Origin of the sequence: Bremerella volcania, assembly GCF_007748115.1 — a bacterium.
GTDB classification, from domain to species: Bacteria; Planctomycetota; Planctomycetia; order Pirellulales; family Pirellulaceae; genus Bremerella; species Bremerella volcania.
This window is the reverse complement of record NZ_CP036289.1, coordinates 4,798,370-4,824,921: the sequence shown is the minus strand read 5'-3', so window position 1 is coordinate 4,824,921 and position 26,552 is coordinate 4,798,370. Positions and strand designations below refer to the sequence as shown.

At 55.7% G+C, this 26,552-nt stretch carries 26 protein-coding genes; 12 read left to right on the top strand and 14 right to left on the bottom strand.

Annotated features, from left to right (window positions below; genetic code table 11):
- Positions 1-95: 95 nt before the first annotated feature.
- The 9 genes from Pan97_RS19030 (at position 96) to Pan97_RS18990 (ending at position 11,294) form a co-directional block, all read left to right on the top strand.
- On the top strand, positions 96-1,148 hold the full coding sequence (locus tag Pan97_RS19030) for a glycosyltransferase (protein ID WP_144975338.1): 1,053 nt from the start codon (positions 96-98) through the stop codon (positions 1,146-1,148).
- On the top strand, positions 1,145-1,852 hold the full coding sequence (locus Pan97_RS19025) for a hypothetical protein (RefSeq protein WP_144975336.1): 708 nt from the start codon (positions 1,145-1,147) through the stop codon (positions 1,850-1,852). The genes Pan97_RS19030 and Pan97_RS19025 overlap by 4 nt, the downstream gene beginning before the upstream one ends.
- The gene (locus tag Pan97_RS19020; protein ID WP_144975334.1) at positions 1,821-2,549 is read left to right on the top strand and encodes a glycosyltransferase; all 729 of its coding nucleotides are present in this window, start codon (positions 1,821-1,823) and stop codon (positions 2,547-2,549) included. The genes Pan97_RS19025 and Pan97_RS19020 overlap by 32 nt, the downstream gene beginning before the upstream one ends.
- Positions 2,530-3,141, top strand: coding sequence for an FkbM family methyltransferase (locus tag Pan97_RS19015; RefSeq protein WP_165698854.1), 612 nt, complete (start codon positions 2,530-2,532; stop codon positions 3,139-3,141). The genes Pan97_RS19020 and Pan97_RS19015 overlap by 20 nt, the downstream gene beginning before the upstream one ends.
- A 2-nt stretch (positions 3,142-3,143) precedes the next feature.
- Complete coding sequence (locus tag Pan97_RS19010) at positions 3,144-3,863, top strand: glycosyltransferase (protein ID WP_144975330.1); 720 nt, start codon at positions 3,144-3,146, stop codon at positions 3,861-3,863.
- Between the two features lie 173 nt (positions 3,864-4,036).
- On the top strand, positions 4,037-4,546 hold the full coding sequence (locus Pan97_RS19005; protein ID WP_144975328.1) for a hypothetical protein: 510 nt from the start codon (positions 4,037-4,039) through the stop codon (positions 4,544-4,546).
- Between the two features lie 363 nt (positions 4,547-4,909).
- A complete protein-coding gene (locus Pan97_RS19000) occupies positions 4,910-8,602 on the top strand; it encodes a WD40 repeat domain-containing protein (RefSeq protein ID WP_144975326.1) in 3,693 nt (1,230 codons plus the stop codon).
- A gap of 36 nt (positions 8,603-8,638) precedes the next feature.
- Positions 8,639-8,962, top strand: coding sequence for a hypothetical protein (locus tag Pan97_RS18995; RefSeq protein WP_144975324.1), 324 nt, complete (start codon positions 8,639-8,641; stop codon positions 8,960-8,962).
- On the top strand, positions 8,907-11,294 hold the full coding sequence (locus tag Pan97_RS18990) for a hypothetical protein (RefSeq protein WP_165698853.1): 2,388 nt from the start codon (positions 8,907-8,909) through the stop codon (positions 11,292-11,294). Before Pan97_RS18995 ends, Pan97_RS18990 begins: the two co-directional genes overlap by 56 nt.
- Before the next feature lie 7 nt (positions 11,295-11,301).
- On the opposite strand, the gene Pan97_RS27195 is transcribed toward Pan97_RS18990, so the two are convergent.
- Positions 11,302-11,850: a pilus assembly protein N-terminal domain-containing protein gene (locus Pan97_RS27195; protein WP_144975320.1), complete on the bottom strand. Its 549-nt coding sequence runs from the start codon at positions 11,848-11,850 to the stop codon at positions 11,302-11,304.
- Positions 11,851-12,083: 233 nt separating this feature from the next.
- On the opposite strand from Pan97_RS27195, the gene Pan97_RS18980 reads away from it, so the two are divergent.
- Positions 12,084-12,494 carry a hypothetical protein gene (locus tag Pan97_RS18980; protein ID WP_144975318.1) on the top strand — a complete coding sequence of 137 codons (411 nt, stop codon included), beginning with the start codon at positions 12,084-12,086 and terminating at the stop codon, positions 12,492-12,494.
- Positions 12,495-12,558: 64 nt separating this feature from the next.
- Here the strand turns inward: Pan97_RS18980 and Pan97_RS18975 are convergent, their stop codons facing one another.
- From Pan97_RS18975 to Pan97_RS18965, 3 genes are all read right to left on the bottom strand, one after another.
- Entirely contained in the window at positions 12,559-14,235 is a 1,677-nt protein-coding gene (locus tag Pan97_RS18975; RefSeq protein WP_144975316.1) for a recombinase family protein, read from the bottom strand.
- Positions 14,236-14,307: 72 nt separating this feature from the next.
- Entirely contained in the window at positions 14,308-14,520 is a 213-nt protein-coding gene (locus tag Pan97_RS18970) for a hypothetical protein (RefSeq protein WP_144975315.1), read from the bottom strand.
- A 68-nt stretch (positions 14,521-14,588) separates the two neighbouring features.
- Positions 14,589-14,849: a helix-turn-helix domain-containing protein gene (locus Pan97_RS18965; RefSeq protein ID WP_144975313.1), complete on the bottom strand. Its 261-nt coding sequence runs from the start codon at positions 14,847-14,849 to the stop codon at positions 14,589-14,591.
- A gap of 73 nt (positions 14,850-14,922) precedes the next feature.
- Between Pan97_RS18965 and Pan97_RS18960 the strand changes: the two genes are divergently transcribed.
- Entirely contained in the window at positions 14,923-15,708 is a 786-nt protein-coding gene (locus Pan97_RS18960) for a helix-turn-helix domain-containing protein (RefSeq protein WP_144975311.1), read from the top strand.
- Between the two features lie 89 nt (positions 15,709-15,797).
- Positions 15,798-17,324, top strand: a complete 1,527-nt coding sequence (locus Pan97_RS18955; protein ID WP_144975309.1) for a hypothetical protein — start codon at positions 15,798-15,800, stop codon at positions 17,322-17,324.
- 1,321 nt (positions 17,325-18,645) lie between these two features.
- Here Pan97_RS18955 and Pan97_RS18950 read toward each other — a convergent pair.
- The 10 genes from Pan97_RS18950 to Pan97_RS18905 all read right to left on the bottom strand — a co-directional run bounded on the left by Pan97_RS18950 (position 18,646) and on the right by Pan97_RS18905 (position 26,552).
- The gene (locus Pan97_RS18950; RefSeq protein ID WP_144975307.1) at positions 18,646-19,788 is read right to left on the bottom strand and encodes a pentapeptide repeat-containing protein; all 1,143 of its coding nucleotides are present in this window, start codon (positions 19,786-19,788) and stop codon (positions 18,646-18,648) included.
- Between the two features lie 421 nt (positions 19,789-20,209).
- Positions 20,210-21,028, bottom strand: coding sequence for a RecB family exonuclease (locus tag Pan97_RS18945; protein WP_144975305.1), 819 nt, complete (start codon positions 21,026-21,028; stop codon positions 20,210-20,212).
- A complete protein-coding gene (locus Pan97_RS18940) occupies positions 21,025-21,501 on the bottom strand; it encodes a hypothetical protein (protein ID WP_144975303.1) in 477 nt (158 codons plus the stop codon). Before Pan97_RS18940 ends, Pan97_RS18945 begins: the two co-directional genes overlap by 4 nt.
- Positions 21,502-21,594: 93 nt before the next feature.
- Positions 21,595-22,959, bottom strand: a complete 1,365-nt coding sequence (locus tag Pan97_RS18935) for a hypothetical protein (RefSeq protein ID WP_144975301.1) — start codon at positions 22,957-22,959, stop codon at positions 21,595-21,597.
- Positions 22,952-23,179 carry a hypothetical protein gene (locus Pan97_RS18930; protein WP_144975299.1) on the bottom strand — a complete coding sequence of 76 codons (228 nt, stop codon included), beginning with the start codon at positions 23,177-23,179 and terminating at the stop codon, positions 22,952-22,954. The genes Pan97_RS18935 and Pan97_RS18930 overlap by 8 nt, the downstream gene beginning before the upstream one ends.
- Positions 23,179-23,400, bottom strand: a complete 222-nt coding sequence (locus tag Pan97_RS18925) for a hypothetical protein (RefSeq protein ID WP_144975297.1) — start codon at positions 23,398-23,400, stop codon at positions 23,179-23,181. The genes Pan97_RS18930 and Pan97_RS18925 overlap by 1 nt, the downstream gene beginning before the upstream one ends.
- Positions 23,401-23,499: 99 nt before the next feature.
- Positions 23,500-23,745: a hypothetical protein gene (locus Pan97_RS18920; RefSeq protein WP_144975295.1), complete on the bottom strand. Its 246-nt coding sequence runs from the start codon at positions 23,743-23,745 to the stop codon at positions 23,500-23,502.
- A gap of 11 nt (positions 23,746-23,756) precedes the next feature.
- The gene (locus tag Pan97_RS18915) at positions 23,757-24,701 is read right to left on the bottom strand and encodes a hypothetical protein (protein ID WP_144975293.1); all 945 of its coding nucleotides are present in this window, start codon (positions 24,699-24,701) and stop codon (positions 23,757-23,759) included.
- A gap of 84 nt (positions 24,702-24,785) precedes the next feature.
- Positions 24,786-26,264, bottom strand: coding sequence for an AAA family ATPase (locus tag Pan97_RS18910; protein ID WP_144975291.1), 1,479 nt, complete (start codon positions 26,262-26,264; stop codon positions 24,786-24,788).
- Positions 26,265-26,309: 45 nt separating this feature from the next.
- The gene (locus Pan97_RS18905; RefSeq protein WP_144975289.1) at positions 26,310-26,552 is read right to left on the bottom strand and encodes a hypothetical protein; all 243 of its coding nucleotides are present in this window, start codon (positions 26,550-26,552) and stop codon (positions 26,310-26,312) included.

The window sequence follows — 26,552 nt, the reverse complement described above, 5'->3', positions numbered from 1 at the left end:
TTGCCTTCGTCGAGTACGCCCAGCGCAAGCGAATCACCATCGACGCCAGAGCTGCCGAGTTCTTCTGAATCAATTCCCTAACGGAGCAGACAACGATGCGAGTATTTCTGATGGGTTATCCGGGCGACCTCGGCGGCGCATGCACCGAGGCCTGGCACACGGTCAAACTGTGGCGACGATTCGATGCTGACGTTCACCTGATCGCGACTTGGGGGACCGACGCCAAGTGGCGATCCCGCGTCGACGCGCTGGGTTGTACGACGCATACTGCGACGCCGGAAACGCTCGATCAGGTGCCCGGTTTGGCCGGTGCGACGGTGGTTAGCTTCTGCAATGCGGCGTTTCTGGCCAATGCGAAACGCCTGCGCGAACTTGGCTGCCGACTGGCATGGGTTAACTGCATGACCTGGCTGTTCGATGCGGAGCGAAAGTTTTATCGCGAGTCCGGTCCGTTCGACGCCTTTGTGTTCCAGTCCGAATTCCAGCGATCGATGCTCGAGCCGGAACTGACGAAGCTCGGCTACACCCCAGGACTCGGTAATCTGATTCGCGGCGCGTTCGACTTCGAGGAGTGGGAGTTTAACCCGCGGCCGCACGCCGATGGTGAAGCAATTGTCGTTGGCCGAGCCGCACGGCCTGACCTCGATAAGTGGTCGAGTAACACCTGGCCCATCTACAACCGCATCCAGTACCGCAACAAGCGGGCGCTGATGCTCGGCATGGACGAACGGACGCATCAAAAGCTCGGCGCACCGCCGGAGTGGGCTGATTGCCTGAAGCCGATGGCTTTGCCCGCGCACGATTACTTCCGCCAGTTGCACTGCACGTTGCCCGTCAATGGCGGCGCTCGCGAGAACTGGCCTCGTGTCGGGCTGGAGGCGATGGCCGCAGGCGTGGCTGTGGTCGCCCAGAATGATTGGGGCTGGCGCGAAATGATCGAGCATGGCGTGACCGGCTTTCTCGGCAGTTGCGACGAGGAACTGGCCCACCACACCGCCGTGCTCGCTTATGACGAAACGCTGCGGATGCGAATCATCAACGCCGCTCGCGAGCGGCTCGTCAACGAATTGGCCAGTCCCAACGTGCTGTGGGCCGGCTGGAAACGCCTTTTTGAAGCCATCAACACCGAACGGAGGGCGGCCGCATGAACAACGTCACCGGCGTCATTCTGAATTGGAAGCGACCGACGAACGTGGCCCGTATCCTGTCGGGCTGGCAGGCGAGCGGCATCGTGACCGAGGCCATTGTCTGGAACAACAACCCGGCCGCGACGTTTCGCCACCAGTGGGCCAACGTGGTCAACGCGGCGCAGGACATGGGACTCTACACGCGGTTTGCGACCGCGTGCCTGGCCACCAACGATTGCGTGTTGATTCAAGACGACGATCTTGAATTGCCGGCCGAATCGCTACGCACGCTTGTCGATGCGTGGCACGACGACTTCGGCATCATCCACGGAGTCTTCGGTCGTGCGCCGAAACCCGATGGCTCGTATGCCCGCAACATTGGCGGCGACACCGAGTCGCCTATCGTGCTGACCCGCGTTCTCGTCGCCCATCGCCGCTACGCCTCGCAGTTCTTTCAGGTCGCCCCTGCGTTCGCCAACGTGCAGCAAGGTGGCAAGCCGGCCGGCAACGGTGAGGACATCATCTTCAGCTACGTCGCCATGAGCGAATCGGGCCGACTCAATCGGGTCCACCGCGTCGCCGTGAACGAATTGCCCGCGCCGCACTCGATCCACGGTCGCAACTGGAAGGGCCACGTCGCACATCGCACACGGTTGCTTCGCGCCTGCGAAGCCTGGTTGAAAGGAGAACGGCATGAAGCTGGCCGCGATTTGCTGCACATATAAACGCCCCAACGAACTGGCGACCGCCATTGAGTGCTTCCTGCGTCAGGACTACCCGGCAGACCTCCGCGAACTGATTGTGCTGGACGATGCCGGCCAGTACGAGAACCAGGAAGGTGACGGCTGGCGGATCGTATCCCTTCCGTTTCGGTTCCGCACGTTGGGCGAAAAGCGCAACGCCAGCGCCGGACTGGTGTCCCCAAACATTGACGCCTACTGCGTGTGGGATGACGACGACGTTTACCTGCCGTGGCACATGACCGCAGCGGCCGCTGTGTTGGCCGAGGCAGACTATACGATTCCCACGGTCATCTACAACGACAAGCGAAACCGAGTGCAGCGGAAGTCGAACCAGTACCTGTTTCACGGCGCGTGGTCGTTCCGCCGAGAGGCATTCGAGCGGGTTGGAGGCTACCCGTTCATCCAAAGCGGCCAGGACCAGGGACTGTTGCGGCGTTTCAAGGCCGCCAAGCTGCGTCGTGCCGACCCGATCCAGTACGACCCACGTCCCAGCTATGTCTATCGCTGGTTCACCGCGCACTCGACGCATATCTCGGCGATGGGCGCGAACGGTTACGAACGGCTCGGACAAGCACCGGCGCAGCGGATCGAGAAGGTGAAGCCACGCTGGGATGCCGATTGGTTGCGGCTGGCGAACGCGGAACTCAAGGAGGCTGAAGATGAACCAACAACAGTATGAATCCGTTATCTGCCGTTTCATTCATGGCGTCCCTGGCGCGCTCTACGACATCGGTGTTGGACCAAAAACCGAATGGCGAACGCTGAGTCGCAAATACTCAGCCATGCATGTGTTTGGTTGCGAACCACATCCGGTCCAGCACGAGAAACTGCTCGATGCGGACTTTCCTGGCCCGCTGGCCAGGGTTGCGATCGGCGAAAACGAGGGGGCTGCCACGCTCCACGTGCCAACGCACGACCTGAAGTGCTGCAGCCTTCTGCCGGTGCCTTATGCCAACGCCACTTGCCAGGTCGAGGTTTGGACGCTCGACCGGTTTGACGTGAACATGGGTGAGCAGGAGCGCATCCTCCTGTGGCTCGACATCGAGGGGAGCGAACTATCTGCCTTGCGGAGTGGCCGTCGGCTACTCGCGTCTGGCCGCGTTCGCTGGATCAATCTCGAAGAGCGTCGCGGTGGACACTGCCCGGCCACTGACTGGTGTGATCCGAAGGCGCTCGATGCATTCCTGACAAAGCAAGGCTACGTCCGTGTGGCCGACTACAACCGGCACTCTACGCACCAGGACGCCATCTACGTGCACAAGGATGAATAGCTATGCTCCGCGTAATCACGATGACGTCATATCGCCGGCCGGCGTACACGCGCGAAGTGTTAGCCTCGCTGGCGAAGTGCGACGGGATCGCCGACTGGCTGTTGCTGCCGAACGTCGAACCCGGCAACGAAGAAGTCATTGCTGCTTTTCGCGAGTGGGATGCCTGCGAGATGCGTCTGGTCGTCAACGAGAAGCGACTTGGGCTGAACAAGAACACGCACGAGGCGGTGCTCCGCGCATTCAACCTACGGGCCGACGTGATGGTTCACCTCGAAGACGACACCGTTCTCAGTCCCGACGCGCTCCGCTATTTCGACTGGGCCGTTCGTGATCTGCTGATCCCCGACGTAAAGTCGTCGGACGGCCATCAGATTCTGCTCGCGTCCGGTTACAACAAACCGAAGACCGAGCCAAGCGTTGACCGCTCCCATGTCTGCGACACACGCCCGATCTGGACACCGTGGGGATGGGCGGTCGACCGATCGCGATTGACGTGGCTGATCGTCAATTGGTGCTTCCGCAACCGAAAGTGCTTCACGTGCCAGTTCCGATCCCAGTACCGTCGCACGCGCCGCGAGGTGTTCCCGATCCTCAGCCGCATCCAGAACATCGGCTACGAAAAGGGTGAGAACAACCGGACGCCCGAGTGGTATCGCGCGAACCATCGGACGCCCTGGGTGGCGACGTCCGACTCACTGAATAGGGAATGGAAGTTGCTTTGATTGATTACAATTGGCGCGGCCAGCAGCAGGCAGAATAGGCAATTTGCGTCGCGTGCTAGCGATTTGGCCGCCATCGGCTAAAATACGTCTCGACTTCGAACACTGTTGGGAGTCTGGTCCTTCTCAAAACAGGTCCTGAACAATCAGATGTAATTGTCCTGCGGAGTTTAGAAATGCCACTGCTCGACCCGGTATTAGACGGCGCGGATGCTGCCAGCGAACGGATTTGGCTGTATCGAATCACTGAGGATACTTCAGCCGGGTTGGAGTACGTTGTCACTGTTCGATTCTCAGGCGGGCCAATCGTGGCTAGCGTCGCCGATGGGTCGAGGACTCCCGGAAACGGTGAATCCTATTATTCCCACGAGGCGTTTACCGACGCACCGACGAAAATCATTCGGTTTGAACCGGATCCGTACTTTCGGTCACCCGCGCGATCTGATTCCGCAGGTACGTTTGTGTTTAGAGTCCCTAAATCTGAGATTGCGTTCTCTAAGCGCGTGGCGCTGAGTGCTGTATTTACCAACCGACTGGATGCTGCCGCCGACTTTCGCTTTTCGCTTGTAAGTGCAGCTGACGACACAGATGATCCGCTCAAGATTGATTTGAAGGACGTTGCTGTGCCCCCATACAAACAGGCCAATGTAATCGTCCTACTCGGCGAACGGAAGATCGACGCTTAAGGAATCACGTATGCGACTACCAATTCAGCTCTCTGCAGGTGAAACTTATTCCGTTAAGCTCAATCCGCGGCTGGGCAACTCGGCGATTTTCGGTTGGGCATATGTACAGTGCTCGAGCGGAAGCGGAATGATTACTGTTGGTGATGGTGGAGTAGACCAACCAACACCTGGAGCGAGTGCCGTCTCAAAGAATTCACTATTTGGTGTTGCACTTCGCTCAAGCGCATCGCGTGAGGTGTCTATTTCTATCGTTGCAGACGCGGCTGGGTTGCAGGGCGCGATTCACATCGAATTAGTTGATAGAGGGTTTGAGACAGACCCACACCTATCATCACTGAACCAGTGCGACGAGTTGGGCGCGACATGATTATCTCTCAACAGGAGTGGCTAGAATTATATGCGAGGTATCGCGAGAGATTGCTGCTGGGACCGGTGGGGCCACTTTCGGATGTTGCAGATGAGCACGAATGCAATCGTGCCGACCCTCCCAATCTCCGCTGGGCACGACGTGGTGAATTAGTGCCGTTCTTGCGCTGGGAAGGTGAGGATGCTGGTGACCCCGTGGACTATCCAGCTCGTTCGGTGTGCGCAACGCGACTCATCGGCCAAGCAACTGATCCAGATCGACTTGAGATAGAAGGGCTTCTTGGGATAGAGCATGAGTATTCTCTTTTGCATTCAGCGCTGGCAGTTCTCGCGTTCGCATCAGAAGCGATCATCACGAACGACCACGAGCCGGTCGATTTAGCAGTTAGGATTCTTCGCGCGCTTCGTAGACTGGGATCGATTACTAAGGGATACGGTGAACCAGATGCTCTCCCTGCCATGGGCTGGGGTTACATGTTGCGAGCTGACACTGTCGACGACTCAACTGCAAACGCTCAAGGAGACCTTACAGCAAACTACTGCAATTGGCTGGGAGATCCGGACACAGCTCGACCGCTTGAACCGTCCGCAGGAGACTATGCAGGGCTTGTCGCTACGTTGGTCTTCGCAAGACGCACTCTTGCGCGAGGCGAAGGAGTGTATGACGACCTGATCTCCGAGATCGACGAACGAGTGCAAGCCATCAACCGCTTCCTAGGGGCAGCGCGATATAGAATTCGTCGTAGTGACGGTTCAGACGTTGTGTCTGGCCCATTTGCGTTTGGCACCGCGCTCCCCTTAGCGCAATTGACTGCTGAGATAAAGAACACCAATGCAGAAGATGAATTGGCAGATTTTCATGTCGATCAATTGGCGGGCTTTATCCGGGAATTTGATGGTGGCTTTGACCGCGCTTCGCTCGTTGCCCAGATACTGACGGACGTCGCTGCAAGAATAGCAGCCAATGTACTTCGAGAAGCATGTGTCGTACTCTCGGAAGAAACTGTTCGTGTTCTACGTATCCAGTTTCCCAAAGTATGGCTACGGGATGTAATCCTTCGAATCCGGCACGATGTAGACACATTCCTCGCGGGGAACTTGCGAGATTATTTAGCAACGCAGCTGGATGCGTGGCTAGATGGACCATCACTGAGCTCGGATTCCACACTCAGCCTGGCAACGGCGCTTTGGGAACGACTTGGGAGAAGATCGTTCGATGCGACGTCCCTGTCGCCGCGAGTCTGCAAAATCGACATCCGATTGGCAAATGTAGTCGGTGATCACAACCTTGTCTTCCCGTCCCAGACTATCACAATCCAGATTACAGATACCTACTCATTTGACGTCGAGATTCCCGACGTTCCAATTGATGTAGGAGGTGAGCGACTTCATTTGACATTGACCCCCAACGCTCTTGTTCACGAAGTCAGCGACGGTCGCGCGTCACCAGAATCATCTAATGTTCAAGTGTTTCGACTTGCTGACGGAAGTGCGGCCTTGCGGCTTAGCGTTGAAGGCGTGGGCGGTGCGCCTTGTCTGGCGTTTTCACCAACTGCGGAGAACGTTCTCGCGTCAGGGCATGATGATGGAATCGTGCGGATACGCGATATTGAGACGGGTGGAGATCTGCACAGCGTCGATTGCGCTGGAGGCGCGATTCGATCCATAACTTTCAGTCCGGACGGTGTCCTAGTTGCTGCTGGGACGGATGCCGGGCACATTTTGGTGTTTCGCGCTGACGGTGGTGGCAATGAAGTGAGCCTGGTTGGACACCCTGGTGGTACGCTGTGTCTCGCTTGGCGGGAAGTCCCGGAAGATGAAGCGACACGCCCCTTACTGTTGTCGGGAGGGCGAGATCGCCATATTCGGAGTTGGGACATCGACGCAGAAGTCGAAGAAAAGGGATGGGAAGCGCATGCCGCTGACATAATGGCACTTCGAGTTCTTGTCCCGGGAATCGCGACATCCGCTTTTTCCGTCGTGTCCGCTAGTGCGAACGGAAATGTTCGAGTTTGGGATTACGAGTCTACCGATGTAAGTCGTGAACCGGTTTCTATCGATTCCACGATCGCATCATGCGGCTTCGTTGAGGTCCCTGATTACCGAGCCCAAGTATCTACGGTTCAAATCACCGCTGACGATTCAGATACCGCCTACACGATTAGCATTGATGGTCAAGACGTATCGACGGCTGGTTCCGGCACAGGCGTGAATGACACCGCTAGTTCACTTATGCAAGCTCTTGAGGCCTCAACGATCCCGGCATTCACTGAAATCACTTGGGCGGTATCGGGCGACACCGTGACTGGCGTCGGCAATACCGTAGGTCAGGCGTTTAACGCAGTTTCAAGTGCTGCTGGCGGAGCGGGGACCATCGGCCCTGTAACTACCATAGTGCCGCCGATTGACCGCGATCGACGCCTCGGCATCTTATGTATTTTGGCACATGATGATGCTCTTTCTTTTTGGAATCTGGAAAACGGTGTTCGATTTGCTGGCATTCGCCCGAAGCCCGACGTTGCGGTTACATCGGTCGCGTCATCACCAAACGCAAAATATGCAGTAGTTGGTTTGAACGATGGCACCAGCCAAATTCTTGAAGTCCCTCATTTTCAATCGACATTGGTTGATCAGTTTAACCGGGATGACACGGGTCCCGGCCTTCAATGGCGCCAGGAAACGGGCAGCTCTGAAACGAGTCGTGGTCGGTTGGCAGCATCCTCTGGGGAAGGACTCTTGTTGTTCAGACAACCTATCACTGGAAGCAACTACTCGTGTGAGGTGATTGTAAGAAACGACTGGGAGGACGACTCACATGAGGGTTACGCGACCCAGGGCGTCATCGTACGAGCCACCGGTGGCCCTCCCCAGTATGCAAGCTATTATGAGGCAACGATTAGTATCGGACGTTCGTATTCTCGCGTGCATCTGTGGCGAATTGATGCTGGAACACGGGCAGAAGTGACGTCGGTACCCTACTTAGTCGAAGTAGGCCGCGACCATACAATTCGGGTCGTTGCAACGTTGAGACAGGTAGTCGTCATTGTCGACGATGAGGAAGTGATTGTATTTGATGACGACGCCCCGATAGGCCTTTCCGAGCCAACCCGTTGCGGACTGACGTGGCTCCGCGATGATGATGGACCAAGCATCGCAGTCGATGATTTTTTGATCTCACTCCCAGTGGTAGCTGATCAGAATACGACCCTGCAGGTTGATCCGATCGAAGCAACCGCTGTCTCTGTTCCTTCAAACGGGGATAGTGCGTGGTTTGCTGTCGCTAGACCGCAACCTGCCCCGGCATATCCGTGGAGAATAGTTGCCGCCGCGACTTCAGGTCTTCGCGGGCCGATTCTCGACGCACTCTCAGTGGCACACAGGGAGCAAGATGCCATGCTGCTGGCGCTCGCGCACAGCTTTCTAGGCGTCAACTCACAGTCTGACGAGTTTGCAGAGACTATTGAGTTGCTTTCCAATGCACCTACTGAGTTCCCGCATCATGGTGTCGCCGGTGGATGGGATTGTGATTTTCGCTGGGCAATTCGCCCAAATATTGAAGACACATTGAGCAAAGCCGGTTCCTTAGGAAACGGTTTAGATTTTCTGACTGCTACCGCAATCGTTGCAGCCGCTGACTCAAATTCTTCCAATCGAGAAGCTTTCCGACGAGCACTGTTGTTAGATCCCTAGCATTGACCGTTGGTTGAAATAAACAAGGAGAAAAAGATGGGACCAATTAAACTGCCGTTCCAAGGGGCGATAGCCGAACATCAAGTCCTGCAACTCACCGACACTGGCAACCATCAGGAAACGGATATGATGGTGGCGATTGTCTTCGACCGCACAAGAGGAATTGGAGAGGTTGTAGTCCGTGTGGCAAACGTCGCAGGAACTGCGGAGCGACTCTCGGCAAACTTGGCGAACGGAGAGTCGGCGAAGTCCATCACTGTTCCGTTGCGATACAACGATGACCCCGCGTTGAATGGTGTCTGGATTGAGTCAGCTTCTGCTGGTGCTAGGTTCAGCATTCAAATATCAACACTACCGTGAGCGATCCATGATTCTTTCTGAAAAGCTCGCTCGTTTGTATGCGACCTACCGCCAACGGCTGATTGATGGGCCCAAGGGGTATTTCTGCGACTCGACTTTGCGCAGTTGCAGCGTGCCAGGTGGCTGCAATGAATTCCCAACCGTTGAGTTTCAGCGAGAAGGGGCTCCTGTGCCGTTCGTGCGTCAAGCAACAACCGATGTCACTGAACCGGGCGCTTTCTTGGTCGCTGATTTGCTCAGAGTATCGAATGAACCAGAGGGCGCCACAGAAGAAGAACGGTTCGTGACAGGGATTCGTCATGCAGACCAAACGTTGTACTCCTCCAATCTGTTTCTGGCGTTGGTGGCCGAATACGTAATTACTTATGACGATCAGACACTAGAACTTGCGGAGTGTGTGTTGGCGATGCTCCGTCGCCTTGGTACTTGGCAGCCGGGATACAAAGAGGAGAGAAGCAATCGTTGCCGTCCTCGCGTAGGATCAACATACGGCTACATGGTTCGGCACGATGCGTTTGACGGATTCGAGGAGTCCTTTTGTGAATGGAAGAAGGATCCGCTATCGAATGACTTTCGTTCCCACGAGCCATCATACGACCAACTAGGTAGTCTGAACAACTGCGGGGCATTCGCGTGGAGGATATTGGAAGAAGCCGACGTGGCGTCAGATCCTCGGTGCCCCCCGGATCATCACCCACGTGTTGATGCGCTGCAGGCGGGAATTATTGAGCGCATGACTGCCACGCACCGGTACATCGCTACAAACTGTAGATACGCGATGCGCCGTTGTGATGGAGCAGAGGTTGACCGGCAGGGCGGCTGGTGCTGGATGTACGCCTATCCACTTGCCCGCACCCAAGCGTCAGCGCGAGCTGGGGGCAGCGGGAATTATAGACCGTTCCTCGAACCCTTCCTTTATCGATTTCTTTTCGACTTCGTTGAGAATCTCATTACTGTGATCCTTGACGGGCTAATCGACACACTTCCTGGGTTGATCACAAAGCATGTTAATCTCCAACGCGACATCCAGAGAGAGCTGGGAGAATTCGGTGATTTTCTCGACCTAGTAATTCGGCATTTCGGGTACATCTTGGAAGAGATTCTTCGTGCCGCATTGAACACGCTCAGAGAAGCAGTACGAGCCTTTGTGCGTAGCGACCTTGCACGCTGGCTGCGCGATAGACTCGCGGAGCTTGGCAATGATCCGCTCAGCGAGGCATTGAACGACAACCTCGCCAGGGCACTGTTCCGTGTGTTTTCACGGACGACGTTGGTTGATCCGCGCAACGAACTCGACCCAGACGAGTCCTTGCATTGGGTGCTCGATCTTGGAAAGCTGTTGCAGGACCTCGGAGTCGTTGGGGAGTTGCCAAGAACAATTCGGTTTCAGTTTCAGTGGGAGCTAAAAACACCGCCTGTTGTCATTAAGGTATGGAACCCACTCTGCGTATGCGGCACGAAGGTGGGATGCCACGAAGAGGTAGAGATCGCGCCAGCTCAGGATTTTGGAACTCTCGACATCGACTGGGATATCCCGGCACCGTGGGTGTTGATCTTTCCTAATCTGGCAGAGTTTCCAGTTACGGCTCCGCTGTCGCTGCTAGGGGAACTGGTGTATTCGAACGTTGATGCCGCGCGATTCATGATATACCACTTCTTCTGCGCTAATGCTGCATCGGATACGTTTGGAGAAAACCGAATCAATCCTATACGAGCTGCTCATCGATTTGATAATGCCTTCTTTATGGCGTTAATGCATCGATTCCACGGAGTCGCGGCCCGAGGGGACGTCAAACGTCGCCTGGAATCTCTTGAAACGGCGCCAGAGGATTATCCGAAAGAGAGCGCGAAACGCGGCTGGAATCAAGATTTTCGTTGGAAGCGCTCTAAACGCGATCCCGGCTCAGAGGGGAGCCTGTATAACGGGGTTGATCTCATGGTTGCATCAATGGTTGCCGCGTCTGCTGATGCCCCACGGAACAGAGACCGCTTGATTGATGCGATAGCTGATGCACGTCGCGAAGCCGAAGAGGAAGAGCAACCAGGAGTCATTCGGCTGCCATTTGAAGGACCCTATACAGACGGAACATGGGTGGTCTGGAATCGCACGGCCGCGCATCCGCGCACACCACTTCTTGGAGTCGAGTTTTCCAGACGTCGTCCGGATGGAGGGATTTCGCTACGAATGACTCACACTGATAACACGACGACCGATGTTGACTTTTCTCAAGGGGAACCAGCAAAGTCAGTCGAAGTTGCACCTTCTGTCAGAGAAATAACGATTCTGAGTATCAACATTGGCACAAAGGGAGAGATACTGATCACCGTATGACGGGCGATTACCGCCTGCAAAACCTTCGCGTCGTTCGGCATGGACAGCAACAGCAGCGAACACGCAGTTGGTTTATGATCATGCTTTGCGGTAGTTGGCGATCTTCAAGTAGCTGAATAACCAGTCTAATGTCTCCACAGGACTTTACAGTTCCGCTTACAACCACCTTGTCAGTGGCATCCACTGGTGTCAGCGTTACCTGTGCTCCAGGAACAACTGTCGGGATCGTTGCTTCGAGACGCTGAAATCGCAGCGGATCGCGCACAACCTCAATGCTTACAGCCTCAATAACGCCACCGTCGAGAACCACAAACAGATTGGTGGTGCCAAGGGAATGGCCGGTGACAAGGATCGTTTTGGTCGTCAACTTGGCGACCGAGCAAACCTCTTCATCCGCAACAATTGGTTCATTCTGTATCGCCGTGGCGAAAGTGACGTCTTTGGCTTGCCCTAGATGTGCAACGACTGACCGCACTGAGGGGGTTTGGCCAATCGCCACACTCGAAGTCAGCAAGATTGTTGATATGCAGGACAGAACTCGTATGTATTGCGTCATCGATTTGAGGCCTATTGTACTGTGGTCGAAACCTATCTTGTTGCTCCGCGAATATGGAAGTGGATAGGTCCCCGTAGACTCTTAGCTAGTGTAGTTCGCGTTTTAGGAATTGGAACACTGTTCCGAAGAAAGACGGCTCTCACGGTCTCCCGCCGGAATTCACGGAAGCCGGAAAAACCGTTACAATCGTTGGGAATCGCGACCTAACCAACAAAATCTTAGGAGTTACTGGCATGGACAAGGAACTGCTGGCCCAAATTGACGCCTTGAAGGATGCCGAGATTTCATCATTGCCTGGCTGCGGACTAGCTAACCTTCATCCGTGTGGCGGACGCCACAATCAATTTGATGCGGAGTTGTTCACCGTTGACTACACCTGCAGTGCAGGATCGTCAGCCACGAAGTTCGTCATCGGAGTTCGCGGAATCCACAGCGACGGCACGGGCAACCATTACCGAGAACAAAGCAACGCGCTTGTTGAGCTGGATCTGGACGAAGGTATGTCGCAAACCGGGCAACTCAAGGTTTTTAACTATTTCCGGCCGCCGGGCGAATGGGCACTTCAGGCGTACATCATGTTCCGACAGGACGGTGGTACTTTCCAGACGTGCGCACGAGAAGAATGCACATTCGATGTTGAATGAGAGTTCGGGGAAGCCAGCGAACGAGACTCGAACTCGACAACCGTTTTCATCCCAACGGCTTACGTCATTCGCAAAAGAGAGTATTGTTACGAAGAGGGTTCCTTTCGGGGAGCTTTGAAGACACTCGTCGGTCCAAATGGTCAACGCCATTGGCTCCACGAGTGTCTTTCTTTGCGCTTGCAGCCCCCGGAATCGGCAATTCCTGGTCGAAAAGGGTGATTTCCATGTGCCCGCTCTGAGGATCGTCCTCGTCCTGAGTTAGGTCGATCGCCGCGATGTAGCAGGCGAGCAGGTCCTTCAGAGCGTAGGCGTTGCCGGCTTCCTTCAGCTTCTCGACAACAAACGGAAAATCACAGTAGGCTTCCGAGATTGAGTCTGCTGAAAGTGACTGGTTGAGAGCCTCCGTTCGAGCGGTCTCAAGCGCCTGCACCTGTTCTTCCAAGTTGCTGCGAACCGCCTCAAGCTCTGCAATCTGCTCCTCCATAGACCGGAACTCTGCGCCGCCGGCTACGGCAGCAATCAATTTGCTGAGACTGGACTTCGTGTCGCGCAATCGACGTTTTACTGCATTGAGTTCGTCTCCAATCCGTTTGGCCTCGTTGTTGTGGTGCTGAGTGGCCTGTTCAATGGCCTTCTGAATCTGATCACGTCGGACGCCCCACTCGGAAACTTGGTTGAGCACGAACTCCTCGACAGCGAAGGCCGGAGCATATCGGGCATCACACGCGGTTCCCGCGCTGTGAGACTTTCGTGTGCATTGGTAATAGAAATGCTTATCACCGTTTCGGCCCGTACACCATGTTGTCGACATCATCGAGCCGCAGCGACCACAGCGCAGAAGTCCCTGAAGAAGAAACGTGTGCTCGTAATCACCGCGACTGTTTCCACGCGCCTCACGATTGTCTTCAAGAATCTTCTGGACCCGATCGTACAATTCCCGTTCGATGATGGCGTCATGCTGGCCCTCGTACTCGACGTCGTCGAAAACGATCTTTCCCAGGTACAGCTTGCTTGTGAGCGTTCGGATGACTGTCTGCTTGTAGATCGGTCCGCCACCTCCCGGCTCGCCGTTCTTCGTCACGTAGGTCGGACGACGAATCCCCTGGTCGGCGAGGTACTTCGTCACCTTTCCCGCTGATCCAAGCTCAATGCACTTTTCGTAAATCTGCTCGACAAGGCGAGCTTCTTCTGGATTCACCTTGAGCACGCCCTTCCGATCTGGGTCAGCTTCGTAACCGATTTGACGACCGCCGTGCCAAAGTCCCTGTTCGGCTCGATGCTTCATCGTGGCATAAGTACGTTCAGCAGTAGTTTCTCGTTCCAACTCAGCAAAAACGAGGATGATCTTCACCATTGCTCGTCCCATCGCTGACGTGGTGTCGAAACTCTCATTGACACTGACAAACTCAACCTCGTACTTCTGGAGCTTTGCCCAGAGCTCAAAGAAGTCGAGAAGGGATCGTGTTACTCGGTCAATCTTTTGGACGATGAGGATGTCGATCTTGCCGTCTTCAATGTCACGCATGAGGCGTTGGAACTCAGGACGATCCGTGTTCTTGCCCGACCAGCCCTCCTCTCGATAACGGCCCGTGATCTCCCAATGCTCGCCGCCGTCCTTTTGGTTTTCCAACTCAACCCGCTTTTCCATCAGGCTGAATTGAGAGTCGAGACCGCCTTCCTGAACCTGCGCCTGACGTTGGGTGGAGACACGACCATAGAGTGCGCATTTACGTGTGTTCATATTTCTGTTCTCGTTTGAATGGATGATTTAGAAAACGCAGCCGCACAGAAATGCGCGACTGCGATGTGGAGATCAGGCTGATTCTTGCTGCTGCGATTCATGCGAATCGTTGCGTTCAGCCTGGTGTGCTCGAAAGTGGAAGACGTAGGCTTCCTTCATGAGCGAAGTAGCGAGTTGGTCACGCTCTTTGGCGGATTTCTCGCGGTGGGGATGCTTTCGTACGATTTCGTTGGTTCCCCACGGGACGACATTGGTTGTCCAGTGCTGCTTACTTTTTCGTGGCATCTTCAAATTTGAAGATCAGTCCACAATCGAACTCTCCCTGGTGCGACGGCGGAGTGCCTGGTCGGAACTTATTCGTCCGACTCTGAGTTCGTAGTGACGGCGGCCGTATCTTGCCGTGCCACAGCTTCGTCCCAGCGGTTATTTAGTTCACGCTGGACGAGCGACTTACTGTACTTCCTTCGGCCACACGTCTTCACGCCGTGCTTGAAAGGTTCGAGCTTCCCGCCCTTCGCCCACAGCGAAGCTGTCCGCTCGGAAATCCCAAGCAGTTCGGCAAGCTCACGTTGAGTAATCCAGTCGGTCGTTGGACTTGGGGTCATCGATTCCATTTTGTCCGCTCCCTTCTGGCTTTTGCGCGGTTGATTTCTCACGTTTAACGAATATCATAGAAGTGGTACCGCAATGCGTCAAGTGGCAAGACTGGAGATTTCTGACGTGACAAGTCAACTAAGCGAGTCAGCGCAACGAGTCCAATGGTTGCTGAAGAAGGTATGGCACGGCTCGCAATCCCGCATGGCGGAAGAAACCGGCATCAGCCAGTCGGCGATCTCCAACGTCGTCACGGGTCGGCAGCAACCAGGCCGGAAGATGCTTGAGAGGCTTTCCAGCAGCGCCTTGGTCAATTCAACCTGGCTTGTGACCGGTCACGGCGATCCGCTCATTTCCGCTGGCGGAGAAGCTGGACGGCGAGCGGCCTACATTGCGCGCCAGCTATTTGAGGGCTTGCCAGATGATCATGGGGACTCGCTCGGTCACATGCTGGAGGTGCCTCTCCCGTATTACCGCCCGAGCCGTTACTGGATTCAGATCGACGGCGATTGTCCTCTGCTGATTTACGACAACTTGCGACTAGCTGAAGGTGATCACGTCCTTTTCGATCCCGACAAGAAATCGTGGCCGAAGAACCTTGCTGGGCATCCCTGTGTTATCAGCGAGAGTGGGCGTTTGACGTTGGGCTGTGTTGCTCGTTCAACGACAACGCGAGTCTGGCTCGTCCAGTCTCGAAAGAAGCCCTTGTCAGAGTTCAAAAAGGTAGATGGGAAACATGAACGTGACCTCATATTTTATGACGAGGAACCGCCAGAAGGGGAGGTCGAAACCGAGGAGAGTTACTCACTGAAAGTGCTCGTCGCGATAGGCGTCTTCCGAATGGGAACCTTTGATCACAAGGAGGTGAGCGGTAATTAGGAACCAATTCCCAACGACCAAAACGAAAGGCCAGCCCCGCCAGGCTGGCCTTCGTGAATTGTGCCCCAGAGTTCAAGCGGAGCATCCTCATGGTATCCACAGGCATCGCGCCCGACAATGTCTCACCACTCGTAGTTTTTCCGACCGCCATCCCGGATTTTCTCCTCACGGATCAGGCAGTCCCACTTGGCCCGATGACAAGTAGAGATATCAACCCAGGTCGTGGACGCATTCGCCGCATCCTCAGTTGTGAACGCTGGCTGTTACTTCTCCTGGCGTGCGAAAGAAGACGGTATCCCGTACTCGTCCCGGACGAACTCATCGCCGCTTGCACTTGGGGGGCTCACAAACGCCCAAAGAATTGGCGGGCCGTCCTACGTGAATCATGGGGCCTTACTTGCGAAGCCTCTGGACGCCGAAGTCATAGAGCAGAAGGAATTAGAAATCAGCTCTCGGAGGCTGAAGACAAACTCAGAAAGTGCTCAGGCTCACTTCGGTGGCAGGCCAAGAGGCAACGGTTGATCGCTGAATTGGAGGAGATCGGAGTTGACGACGACATTCTCGCGAGAGCTTCGGCGTACGGCTGTGATGAATCTTGCGTCTATCACGACCTCCACGTTCCTCATGAGCATTTTCTCTGGAAGGATGCACGAAGGTCGCTCGGCGCGCTCTCGCAGTTCATGGATAAAATCGGAGAAGATGAATACACCTTCGACTTTGAGAAGCGTGATCGTGAGGACAAGCCGCTGAAAACTTTGCTGCGGAAGCAGCTCTACTCTGCGTACCTTCCCATTCAGCTGTTCGGGCATTCGCCGAAGGTAAAAATACCTCGACGTCAGCAACGTCTCTTACAGGGCATCATGCGTGAGTTGTCTCACGTTCCAGGCAAAGGAAGGCGCCCTGGAACGACGGCGTGGGTCGAAGATGGTCTGGTGATGCCCCCGTCTGGATCACGCTCAATTCGGTGCGAACTTCTTTCGCAAGAGCAGCGGTACGCGAACTTCGGTGGTAATTTCAATGGCCATCGTGGATACCAAATCATCGGGCGAACTCGAAAGGGATGGCTTTATAGAGCCGGCTACCCAGTTGATGGAGCTTCCGATGAACAGCTTTGGCAATGGGTACGATTCTTCCTCGCCGATCTGGCGGATCTTTCGCAACGGTTTGATCTCGTTGTCGCAGCGGTGTCGAAGCCTCCTTGCCGATGCTACAACCTCGCAGAAATGCGGGAGATGTTACGTTCAAATCGCGGCAAGGAAGTACTCGAAAACTGCCGTCTCAGAATCTTCGCGCCCGAGGATTACCTCGCCAGATGGCGCCAGTGGTTTGCCACGAAACTGGGATATGACGAGATCCCCGGAGGATCGGGTGGTCCTCTACCGGTGATTCGACCTGCACACCAGCTTGTCGATCCGATTGAGTTTCGATCGTGGATGCGAGCGAACAAGATTACGCAGAAGCTGCTCGCACAGGAGCTGTGTTGTTCGGAGTCGCGTCTCTCACAACTGTTCTCCGGTTCCAGACAGTGGAACCGAAGTTTCCAGCAGGAGTTGTCGCAATTCCGTCAGCGGTTCACGAGTGCGGAGACTGATGGGAACTCGCAGCCAGAGCGATGACTGAGTTCACGGATCGTGCAAGATTAGGGTCTCAAATTCACACATTTCCATTGTTAGTCATAGAAAATTCACACAAATCGACAGAGTGAACTCAGAGTGAACGCTGCAACCCAAAATATGGCAACGACTTACAACTCCTCTTTCGACACTACGGTATCTACGATACCAAACACTGCGGGCGTCGCACGCCTCGCTTGCGCTCGGCGACGCCGCCGCAGAAGAACAAACAGAAAGAACCGCCACTGATCCAGTCACTTCCACGTCTGCCGCGAGAAGCATCGAAGCCGCGAGACAAAGGAACGGAGACTCCACACGAGGCGTTGGCGGCGAGCCGCCTCGAACAGTTACGCCGCGAGTTGCGGAAGGCAGGGCGAACGATGGAGCGTGTGGCGAGGGTGTGCAAACGATGCAAGGCGACCAGGATGCTCCAAAGCACCGCAGCGAGCCGCCGAAGTGAAAGACCAAGTACGCGTTGGTAACTCGGCCCATGTCGAGATACGGCAGGCCCTCTATTGCGATAAACGACGTTCTCAACCAGCACGAGTCGTCGTTTTTGTGGATTCCATTGGTAGTTTGGATGGGTTTGTGAGCTCTCACGGCGGCACCTGCAATCCAGCGATCGCCAAACAGGCTTGGTAACCTCAATCCCAACAACGGTTTAGCGAGTTGCGATTCGGTCACCCATTCGTTTCGCACCATCAAAAACCAACTCACAATGGGCGCCGCGACTCTGTGGAGCTGTGTCAGCATGGTTTTGTATGCACGCCCTGCTTGGGACAATTAGCGTCTCGACATAGGGCCGCGGTTTTGACTCGCGAATGAATCGAGCCGCGAAGGGTGGTGCCCGCTTCGGGAGGAGGAAAAGTGTTGGTCGAAATACTTCAAGTGACGCGTCAGGGGCAATCGTGGTGAAATCGCCAGGGTAAACTGGCAGCCGATTGCGCTCTCACACTGCAAGGGGCACGGTCAGGTTGGAAGACACCTCGACAGGGAAGGCTCGTTCGCAGTTGGACGGCAGGCCAATGTTGGTCTTCTGTACGATTCGGGCAACCTCGCGCGGTAAATAGGAACCAACCAAGATCAGACAACTGGCTGTTTCCGGCACGGCCGCTGGCGGAAGTCTACAAGCATCCAACATGTCACAATCGGTGCATGATTCACTGAGTCTCAAGCTGATGTCAAAGGCCAGATCCTGCTGCCCGTCGTAGCATCGCGGAGCAAGGTTTCCGCAGCATTCTTCTTTCGGATACTCAACAATAGCTAAAAGAAACAACAAAGCCCCGCCGACCGCACGTACGCGGACGGCGGGGCTACTGAAGGTTCACTCGCTGAAGAATGATCGTCGCTTCGAGCCAGCACCGCTGAAGTAAATATCTGGCTGCGAAGTAATCAACGAATTTGTTCTCACCATTTGACCGGCTTCCCAAGCAGCTGCCAGTGCGGCACACGCAAGACCGATCTCAAGACGCCATCCGAAGAGAACACCGCCAACTTCTTCAGGAAGAGTCCAGCTTCCAAGCTGAGCCAGGATAATTCCCGGTATGAACCCAAGGAGCAGAGGAACCTTCCAAGTAAAACGACGTCGTGGAAACCGGATGTCGGGTGGCCAGTAAGTTTGGTTGTCGAAGTGTGGACCAGGGGCTTCATCAAAACCAAATTCGCTCGGCGGCCATGTGTAGCCCTTCGAGTCATCAGATCGCAACGACGTGACAAACATGTTTTCCAGACGCCGTACTTGGGAAAAGTCGACGTCTCGAAGGTTGGCCAATGTTACGACAGGCCCGAGTATGTCGGCATCTACAAACGTGGCCCCCGATAGGTCTGCGTGCTTCAGCGAAACACCATGGAATTGTGCTGAGTTGAAATTGGCGTTTGAGAAGGTGGCACCATCAGCTGCCATACCGGCCCAACTCATGGTCGCGTTCTCGAAACAGGATCGTTCAGCTTTGGCGCTCTCGAAATTGCAGTTCGTGAGCTTGGTTTCACTGAAGTTGGATTCAGTTGCGTCTGCTGACTGGAACTGGCATCCATCCAGCTCGCATGACCTGAATGATGTGTTCTGGAGGTTCGCTTCCGTGAAGATCACGTTTGCCAGGGAAGTCCCGTCGAATTTCGCTGCTGCGAGATTGGCCCTGGACAAGTCCACGCCATCGAGTTTAGCCCCAGTCAGGTCTGCTCCGCTGAGATCGGCGTCCATGAGCTTTGCATCGCGAAGGTCTGCACCGCTCAGGTCAGCTTCTGCGAGTTGGGCTCCCCGCAAGTACTTGTTGCCAAGGAAGGAATTTGAGAGTGATTCGCCGTCGTATTCGTGAAGGATTTCGCCTTCGAGATTTGTGATTGCTGTCATGTGGTCCCCAAAAAGAAAGGGAGGAGCGCCGAAACTAAGGCCGCTCTCCAGACCCTCGCCAGAGGGAACCAACGAACAGCACAAAGCCCGACGCTCCCCTTTCGGGGAGCGCGGCACCTTGTGACTGCCTCGTTGGATACAAGAGTCCGAGGACTCAGGCTGGCGATTTCTGGAGAAGCAAGCACAGACGCAACGCGTCGAATCAAGTTGTATGGATCGGCGAACTACGCGATATAGGCGGTCCTCGTATGAGTTTGATTGACAAATTGTCGAATGGTTATTCTACGGCTGTCGCAGGTACTTCACAACGATCGTATGAAGCAACCCACGAATTGGCGGTAGCTAGAGTCAAGCGTTCCTTCGGCCGCGCGCACGTCCGCGACGCCAGCCGACTGTGAATGCGGCCTTCGAGCCGTTCCGCTTTCCGGCTTTGTATGCCCAATAACCGATGCCCAAAGCAACGGCGAGAGTTACAACGGCTTCCATATTCGGCGGTTCCTCTTGTTGGTGTTCAGTGTTTTTATGTTGGAAACAACGACTATCCCTGCCACGCATCGCAGGGTCCGCGATACGGACAGCTGGGACACGAAATTGGTGAGGGCGACGGATAGAAATGTCCGTCCTGGATGGACCGCCAGACTCGTTGCATCACTGACTTTGTTCGGCCAACGCGTTGCTGGTTGAAAGTTACCGGCAACGTATCAACGGTTGGTTTGGCGGCTTTCGTGATTACGGCGAACTCTAGCCGAATCGGCTTCTCGGGCGCGAAGTCTTTCGCGAGCGCGGCATACAACATCAACTGCTCACCCGATCTCTCGGCTTGCACAGCTGACCACCGTGTCCGTGCGGTTTTTAGGTCGGTGATGGTCAGAGCCTCGTCGCTTTCCACGATCAAATCGACTCGTCCCAGGATGTCAGGCATCCCCGGAATGAGTTCTTTACGGAGTTCTTCCTCGATGCCGACGATGTTGCCTTTTGGCTTCGCTATGTCGCTCTCTCGAAATGCAGCAATGATCCGATCAGCAGTTTTGGCGATCGAGTCGATGTCCTCCTGTTTGCCAAACCGAATGTCGGCTGTCTCCGTGCGAGACTTCCAGTTGTCCCAAAATGCGTCGAGCAGCGTGTCGTGATCCGGCGGTGAGTTGCCGCACATCAGCTGGTTGAAGTGGTATTCGGCAGCGCTGTGAACTGCGCCGCCGAGAGCAAGACTGGCTGCTACGAACGGTTCCTCAAGACCTTCGATATAGTGGAAGTAAAACCGAAGCGGGCATTGCTGGTAGGTACTGATCGCCGAGAAGCTAACATAGTCCCGCTGGACAACTGGCGCGGCACGTGGTTGTTGAGAAACTGCGATCATCCACGGCCTCCGTTCCCCGCTGGCTGGCCTTTCAGTTCGTCGATCAACGCGCTCGCATCGCCGATACTCAGATCTGTAACAGCTTGAACTCCGTGCTGCTGGAGGTACGGAGCGAGGTCAATCCGATTGCGGTTAGCGATCGCGGTGATGGCTCGCACCTGACTTTGGGTTGCCCCGCGACCATTCGAGGAACGGTTTCCGTTTGAGCGGTGGGAGTAACCGTTGCCATTCGCCTGGCCATTACCGTTACGGTGATGACCATTAGTGGAGTGCTGGTTGTCATCCTGATGCAGTTCGGCATTGAGCGAATCACGAGCGAGTCCAAACAGCTTGTGAATCTGACTTCGCAAGCGATCCGGGTCCTCAATGATTCCCGAATCGAGTTCTACTTCCAGATTGACCGACGCGCCGCGACTGCCGTAGTTGGCCTCGCCAACCTTCTTGTTGAGGCCGATATTGATCTGTACGGGCATATGGATGCCTCCTGATTGGTGAGTAAGAAAACAGCCCGGCATCATCCGTGGATGAGACCGGGCCGAGAGTGTGTGATGAATGACGCGCGTGAATTACGCGCCGATGTTCTCCAGTTGCTTGAGCGAACGAAGTGTCGTTTCGACGAGCCGGTTCTGTTTCCGCTTCGCTTTGATCACGGAGATCAATTCGCGAGTGTCAGTCAGAGCCACGCTGAGCGAATCACGCAGAGCCTCCGCCTTCGCCAACACACTGGCGGGTTTGTCAGCGCGGGATCGGGTTGATGTGGGACGTTTCGTGTTTCGCATGGGGATCGTGGTCCTTCTTTGTGGAGATGGTTTTGGTGGATCGGATGGCGACTCGATGCGAGTGAGCGTTGCGTCTGGAGTGATCGCGCCGTCTTTTCCGAGCAATGCCCAGATGTATGAGCGACGGTCGTCACGACAGAATGCGGGGGCTTCCGCTGCTTGCAGATAAATCTGCCGAAACCCCAACGACGCCGCCCGACGGAGATAATCACGATTCGTGTTGAATCGCATTTCTTCGCCCGAGCGTTGCGAGTTACTGAGGACGAGTTCTGTCCCGATGTCCTGGTCAGCACTCTTGGCTCGGATCGCAACCGAGCCATTGAGGTCAACAGTGACCGGCGCATTGAACTCCGAAGCAGCCGGGAGTTTTCGGGAGGCTTGAGTCAGGAACTCGGCATCCGTATCGGCGAGGATCATTGTGGATGTGGCGGCATCGACAGCCGGAACATGATCGTCCATGTTGGGAAATCGAGCGTCCTTCTCGATCTTCAGATGCAGCGTCCAGTTGTCTGCCTGGATCGAAACCCAGTCGTCGGAATGCCCAATCGACACTTGGACTGCGTTGCTGAAGGCTTTGGAGCTGAACGCCTTCGTGGCGGGAACCAGAACATCGTCATCCCAAGGGAATGAGAATCCCGAGTACATCAATGCCTGACGTCCGTCCGTGGCGGCAATCTGGCCGTCCGAGCCGCGCAGTCGGACGCAGCTCAACGCGAAACGCGACGATTCGTTGTCGGTCGTTGCGACGGCTTCCGCCATCGCCGGGATAAACTCGCGGTCGATGCCCGTGAGTTCTGTTGGTGCTTCGGGAACTTCGACCGGCTCGGCATGGTTGTACTGAGCGGTTTGGGGAATGCCGCCATCGAGCCATTGAACTGTGATCGTGTCACCATCGCGCTGGATGCCGACTTGATCGTTCCGTTTGCCTTCGCAGGCTTGTAGCGCTTCATAGGGCAACGTGATAACGCTGGGGCGGAAATCGCCTTCGATGCGATGTTCAACCGCGATGTTGTCCGAGAAGGACTGAATCAACAGCCCGACTGGAGTTGCTCGAAACGTGACATTCGGTGCCCGACGCGATGAGGTGATTCCAAGGGCCTGCCGAATCGTTGAGCGGATGAGATGAATCTGTTTGCGGGTGAGTTCAATCACGGCACCTCCTCTTGTGTTGGGTTGGTGGTGGACGTGACACCGGCGAATCGGTCATCACGTCATGAAAGAGCCGCATTCCAGGCCGGAAGAAGATCCAAGTGAGGATGATCTCCCAACCAAGCAGAAAGAATGCGGCAAAACAAAGCACGCCGACGAACACGGTGTAGCTCGCATAGAACTCATCGAGTTGTCGGCGTTTGGGATCGTTACCTGCTGCCATCAGGCAGCCCAACGTCGGCGATCGCGACGCATGGGGTACATGGCGAAGTTGCGTTCCAGTTCCAGCTGGTCCCAATCAATGATGTTGGGAGGCAGGTCGTCAGGTTCGGGATCGAAGTTCACTTCGAGGGGGTCAGCAATACTGAATCCAATACGGCGAATGTCACACAGTGTGTCACCAGTCGCCACGCAGACGGCGTGATCAATCTCTTGTTGGGTCATTCATTCAGTCCCTGGAAAAAGGTAGAACGACCGCCCAACACAGGGCGGCCGTTGAGATACAGCCGCCCCGCACGCTGCGAGGCTGAGATCAGGTTGTCGTTACTCGTCCGGCGTCAGCCAGTTTTCGAGCAACCATTCCACTTCGGCGTCGAGTGCCTCGGAACGAGTCGAAAACGGACCAAGAACCGGACCGTTGACGGGTGAGAGATCAGCGGTCCATTGACCATCCGCCGTCGGTTCAACATGTGAACCACGGCGGATGCTGGTTTCGCCGATCTGCCGGACATCAATCGCCTCTGAATAAACGCAGCGACAGTTGCCGGAAGGTTCAATGAGCAGGCGCAATTCGACCTCCTTCAACGCGGTCGCCGCTGAATGTTCCGGCGGGGACGATCGACCAGCAGGCCATCCAGCGACGACTGCACCCCAGCAAGCTGAGTGGCGATCTGTTGCCGGAACACCCCGTTGTCGCGAAGTTGCTGCGGTTCCACACCGCCCAGTACCTGCTGAGCACGACCGACCAACTGATCTAGTTCCTCGTTTGACCGGACGTTCAACGCCCGGAACCGCTCGAAGAACTCGCTCAGATTGGTGACTGCGGAATCGCGAAAGACCTTCGGCTTGCCATCCAGCTCACCACTCAATCGCTCGGTGATGTGATCAACCAGCCGGGCCAGTTCGTCGACGAATGCCTGCTCCGCGAGTTGCGCGGCTTCATCGAACCGTGACTGCACGCGGCGACATTCTTGCTCGTAAAGCTCCGGGCTGAGTTGCCGCAGATAGTTCGGCGGCTCAACACTCGGATAATCGTGCTCAATCGCGAACATTCCGATCAATGTCGTCGGGTAGTCGCTGAGGTCGAACAGATCCCCAAGCCGTTCCCGCGCGAGTGATCTCAACTCGTCATAGTGGCGGTCGAGTTCCGCAACTGCTTCGTCCAGTTCTTCCCGAAACTCGGCTATCTGCTGATCAAAGTCGGTGATCGAGTCCTGCCGAATCAATCGAATGCCTGGCTCCGGGAACGGCAGTGACACTCCTTTCCAGTATGCGACTGCACGCCCGCGAATGGCCGTGACAGCTTTGAATGCCGGATGTGATGTGTCGAGCAACTTTTTCCCTGCGGAAAGGAACTTCCCTTCCGCGCCGAAGGAGTCAGCCGCCTGATTCTTCTGCGCTGACGTCAATGACTTGCGCACGCCCAGCCAGGTGAAACTAAGCCGGGCCGCTGCCATCGTCGTCCGCAGTTGCTCACTGGGCGAGACGGTCCGCTGGGTCTGCGGTTCATCGAGTAATGTGGTCATGGTGGGATCTCCTGAATGAAAACAAGCCGGGGCGACCACGCTGGTCACATCCCGGTAGATCAAGATTCATGTTTGTGATGAGGATTAGTTATTGGATGGATCACGGCTTACGCGACGGCGTTGCTTCGATGTCTTGCCGGACTGGTAAGTGCCAGGCTGATTCGCCGACAGGCAGCGACCACTGGCCCACTTTCGCAGGCGGTCCACGCTTTCGTTGGCCGTCATGGCGATGGGCACCACATTCTGGGCGGCTTGAACCAAGGGAACATCGAGCAGTGCCGACAGGCGGCAACAGGCTTTGATCTCCGCTCCCGTCCAGTCGTTGTCGTCGGGCATCCGCTGGTCGCGGTCGATCTCGAACAATGTCAAATAGATGTTCCAGATCGCGTCCTTCTCCTCGCGACCGGGAAGGTCGAGGAAGAAGATGCCATCGAACCGTTCGCTCCGTCCAAACTCGGGTGGGAGCCGGGAAACATCATTCGCAGTGCAGACGACAAACACGTCGGACGAATGATCGTTGAGCCAACTCAGGAACGTCCCGAACATGCGTGACGACACGCCTGAGTCACCGCTGCCATTCACCCCAGCGAAGGCTTTCTCAACTTCGTCGATCATTAGCACGGCTGGACCCATCGCATCGACAACGTGCAATGCCTGGCGAGTTCGTTCCTCGGATTGCCCGACGAGCGAACCCATCAGACTGCCAACGTCCAGAATCAGCACCGGCCTGCCGACTTCTTTTCCCAGTGCTTTACAGAACTGCGATTTGCCGCAACCTGGCGGTGACAGCAGCAGCACGCCTCGCGGTCGGCGTCGCTCATCTCCCCGACTCGGTTGCAGCAGTGCCCGTTTGCAGAACGACTTCAATGCCGATAATCCACCGAGGCTGCTGAAGTCTTCCTGACCGCGATGCAGTTCGAGTGAACCCGATTTCTTCAAAGTCTGAGTTTTCAGTTCCCAGACCGCGTCGGGCGTCACGCGACCATGCCGAACCAGTGACAGGCTGAAAGCGTTCTCCGCCTCCATCCGAGTCAAACCGGCGGCTGCATCCAGAACGGTTTCCAGCTCGGGGCCGTCCGGTAGTTCGGAATCTTCAGTCGCGATCCCGCGAGCGATCTCTCCGAGCTGTTCTCGGTCAGGGAGTTCGTGCTCGATGACGACAAACAACTTTTCGAGTTCGACCGGCAACTGCACGACCGGAGCCAGAACCACGAGAATCGTCCGGTTCTGCTTACCAGCGACAATCTGCTGGGCGATCGCCTGCACGATTTCGGCTGATTGCAGGAACCGGTGAAAGTTTTGAAGCACCAGGATCGCCGTGCCGTCCGGCGTGACCAGCGAGTTGACGGAACGTATGGCTGCCAAAGGATCGTTCCCGGTGGCTTCGATCTCCGCGCCGGGAACTTTCAATCCCTGTTCAATGTCCCAGGTGGCGAGCCGCCAGTCTTCCTGATGACACAACTTCGCGATGGCCACCAGAGCATCCTGATGCTCGTGGCTTTCAATCCAGATGCCGCTAAAGCACGCTCGCGCGTACTCCGCAAGCCGTTCAGTCAGTGACATACACGGACTCCTGTTGAGTGATGAATAAAGATTGATGAGAGACCGCTATTCGGGAACGGTCACGGATTGCTCTGCTTCAAGCTGCTCGATCTGTCGTTCGAGTCGAGCGATCTTGGCTTGCAGCTTCTCCATCGCGTGGAATGCTCGCTTGAGACGCGACATCCAGCGTTTGAGGGATTCACGCTCTTTGCTGAGTTGATCCTGTTTTTTCTGAAGCCTTCGCTGGCAACGACGGGATTCCGCGTCAGAGCCTTGCGGGCGCAGAACACGGCGGCGGACGTTGGTCAC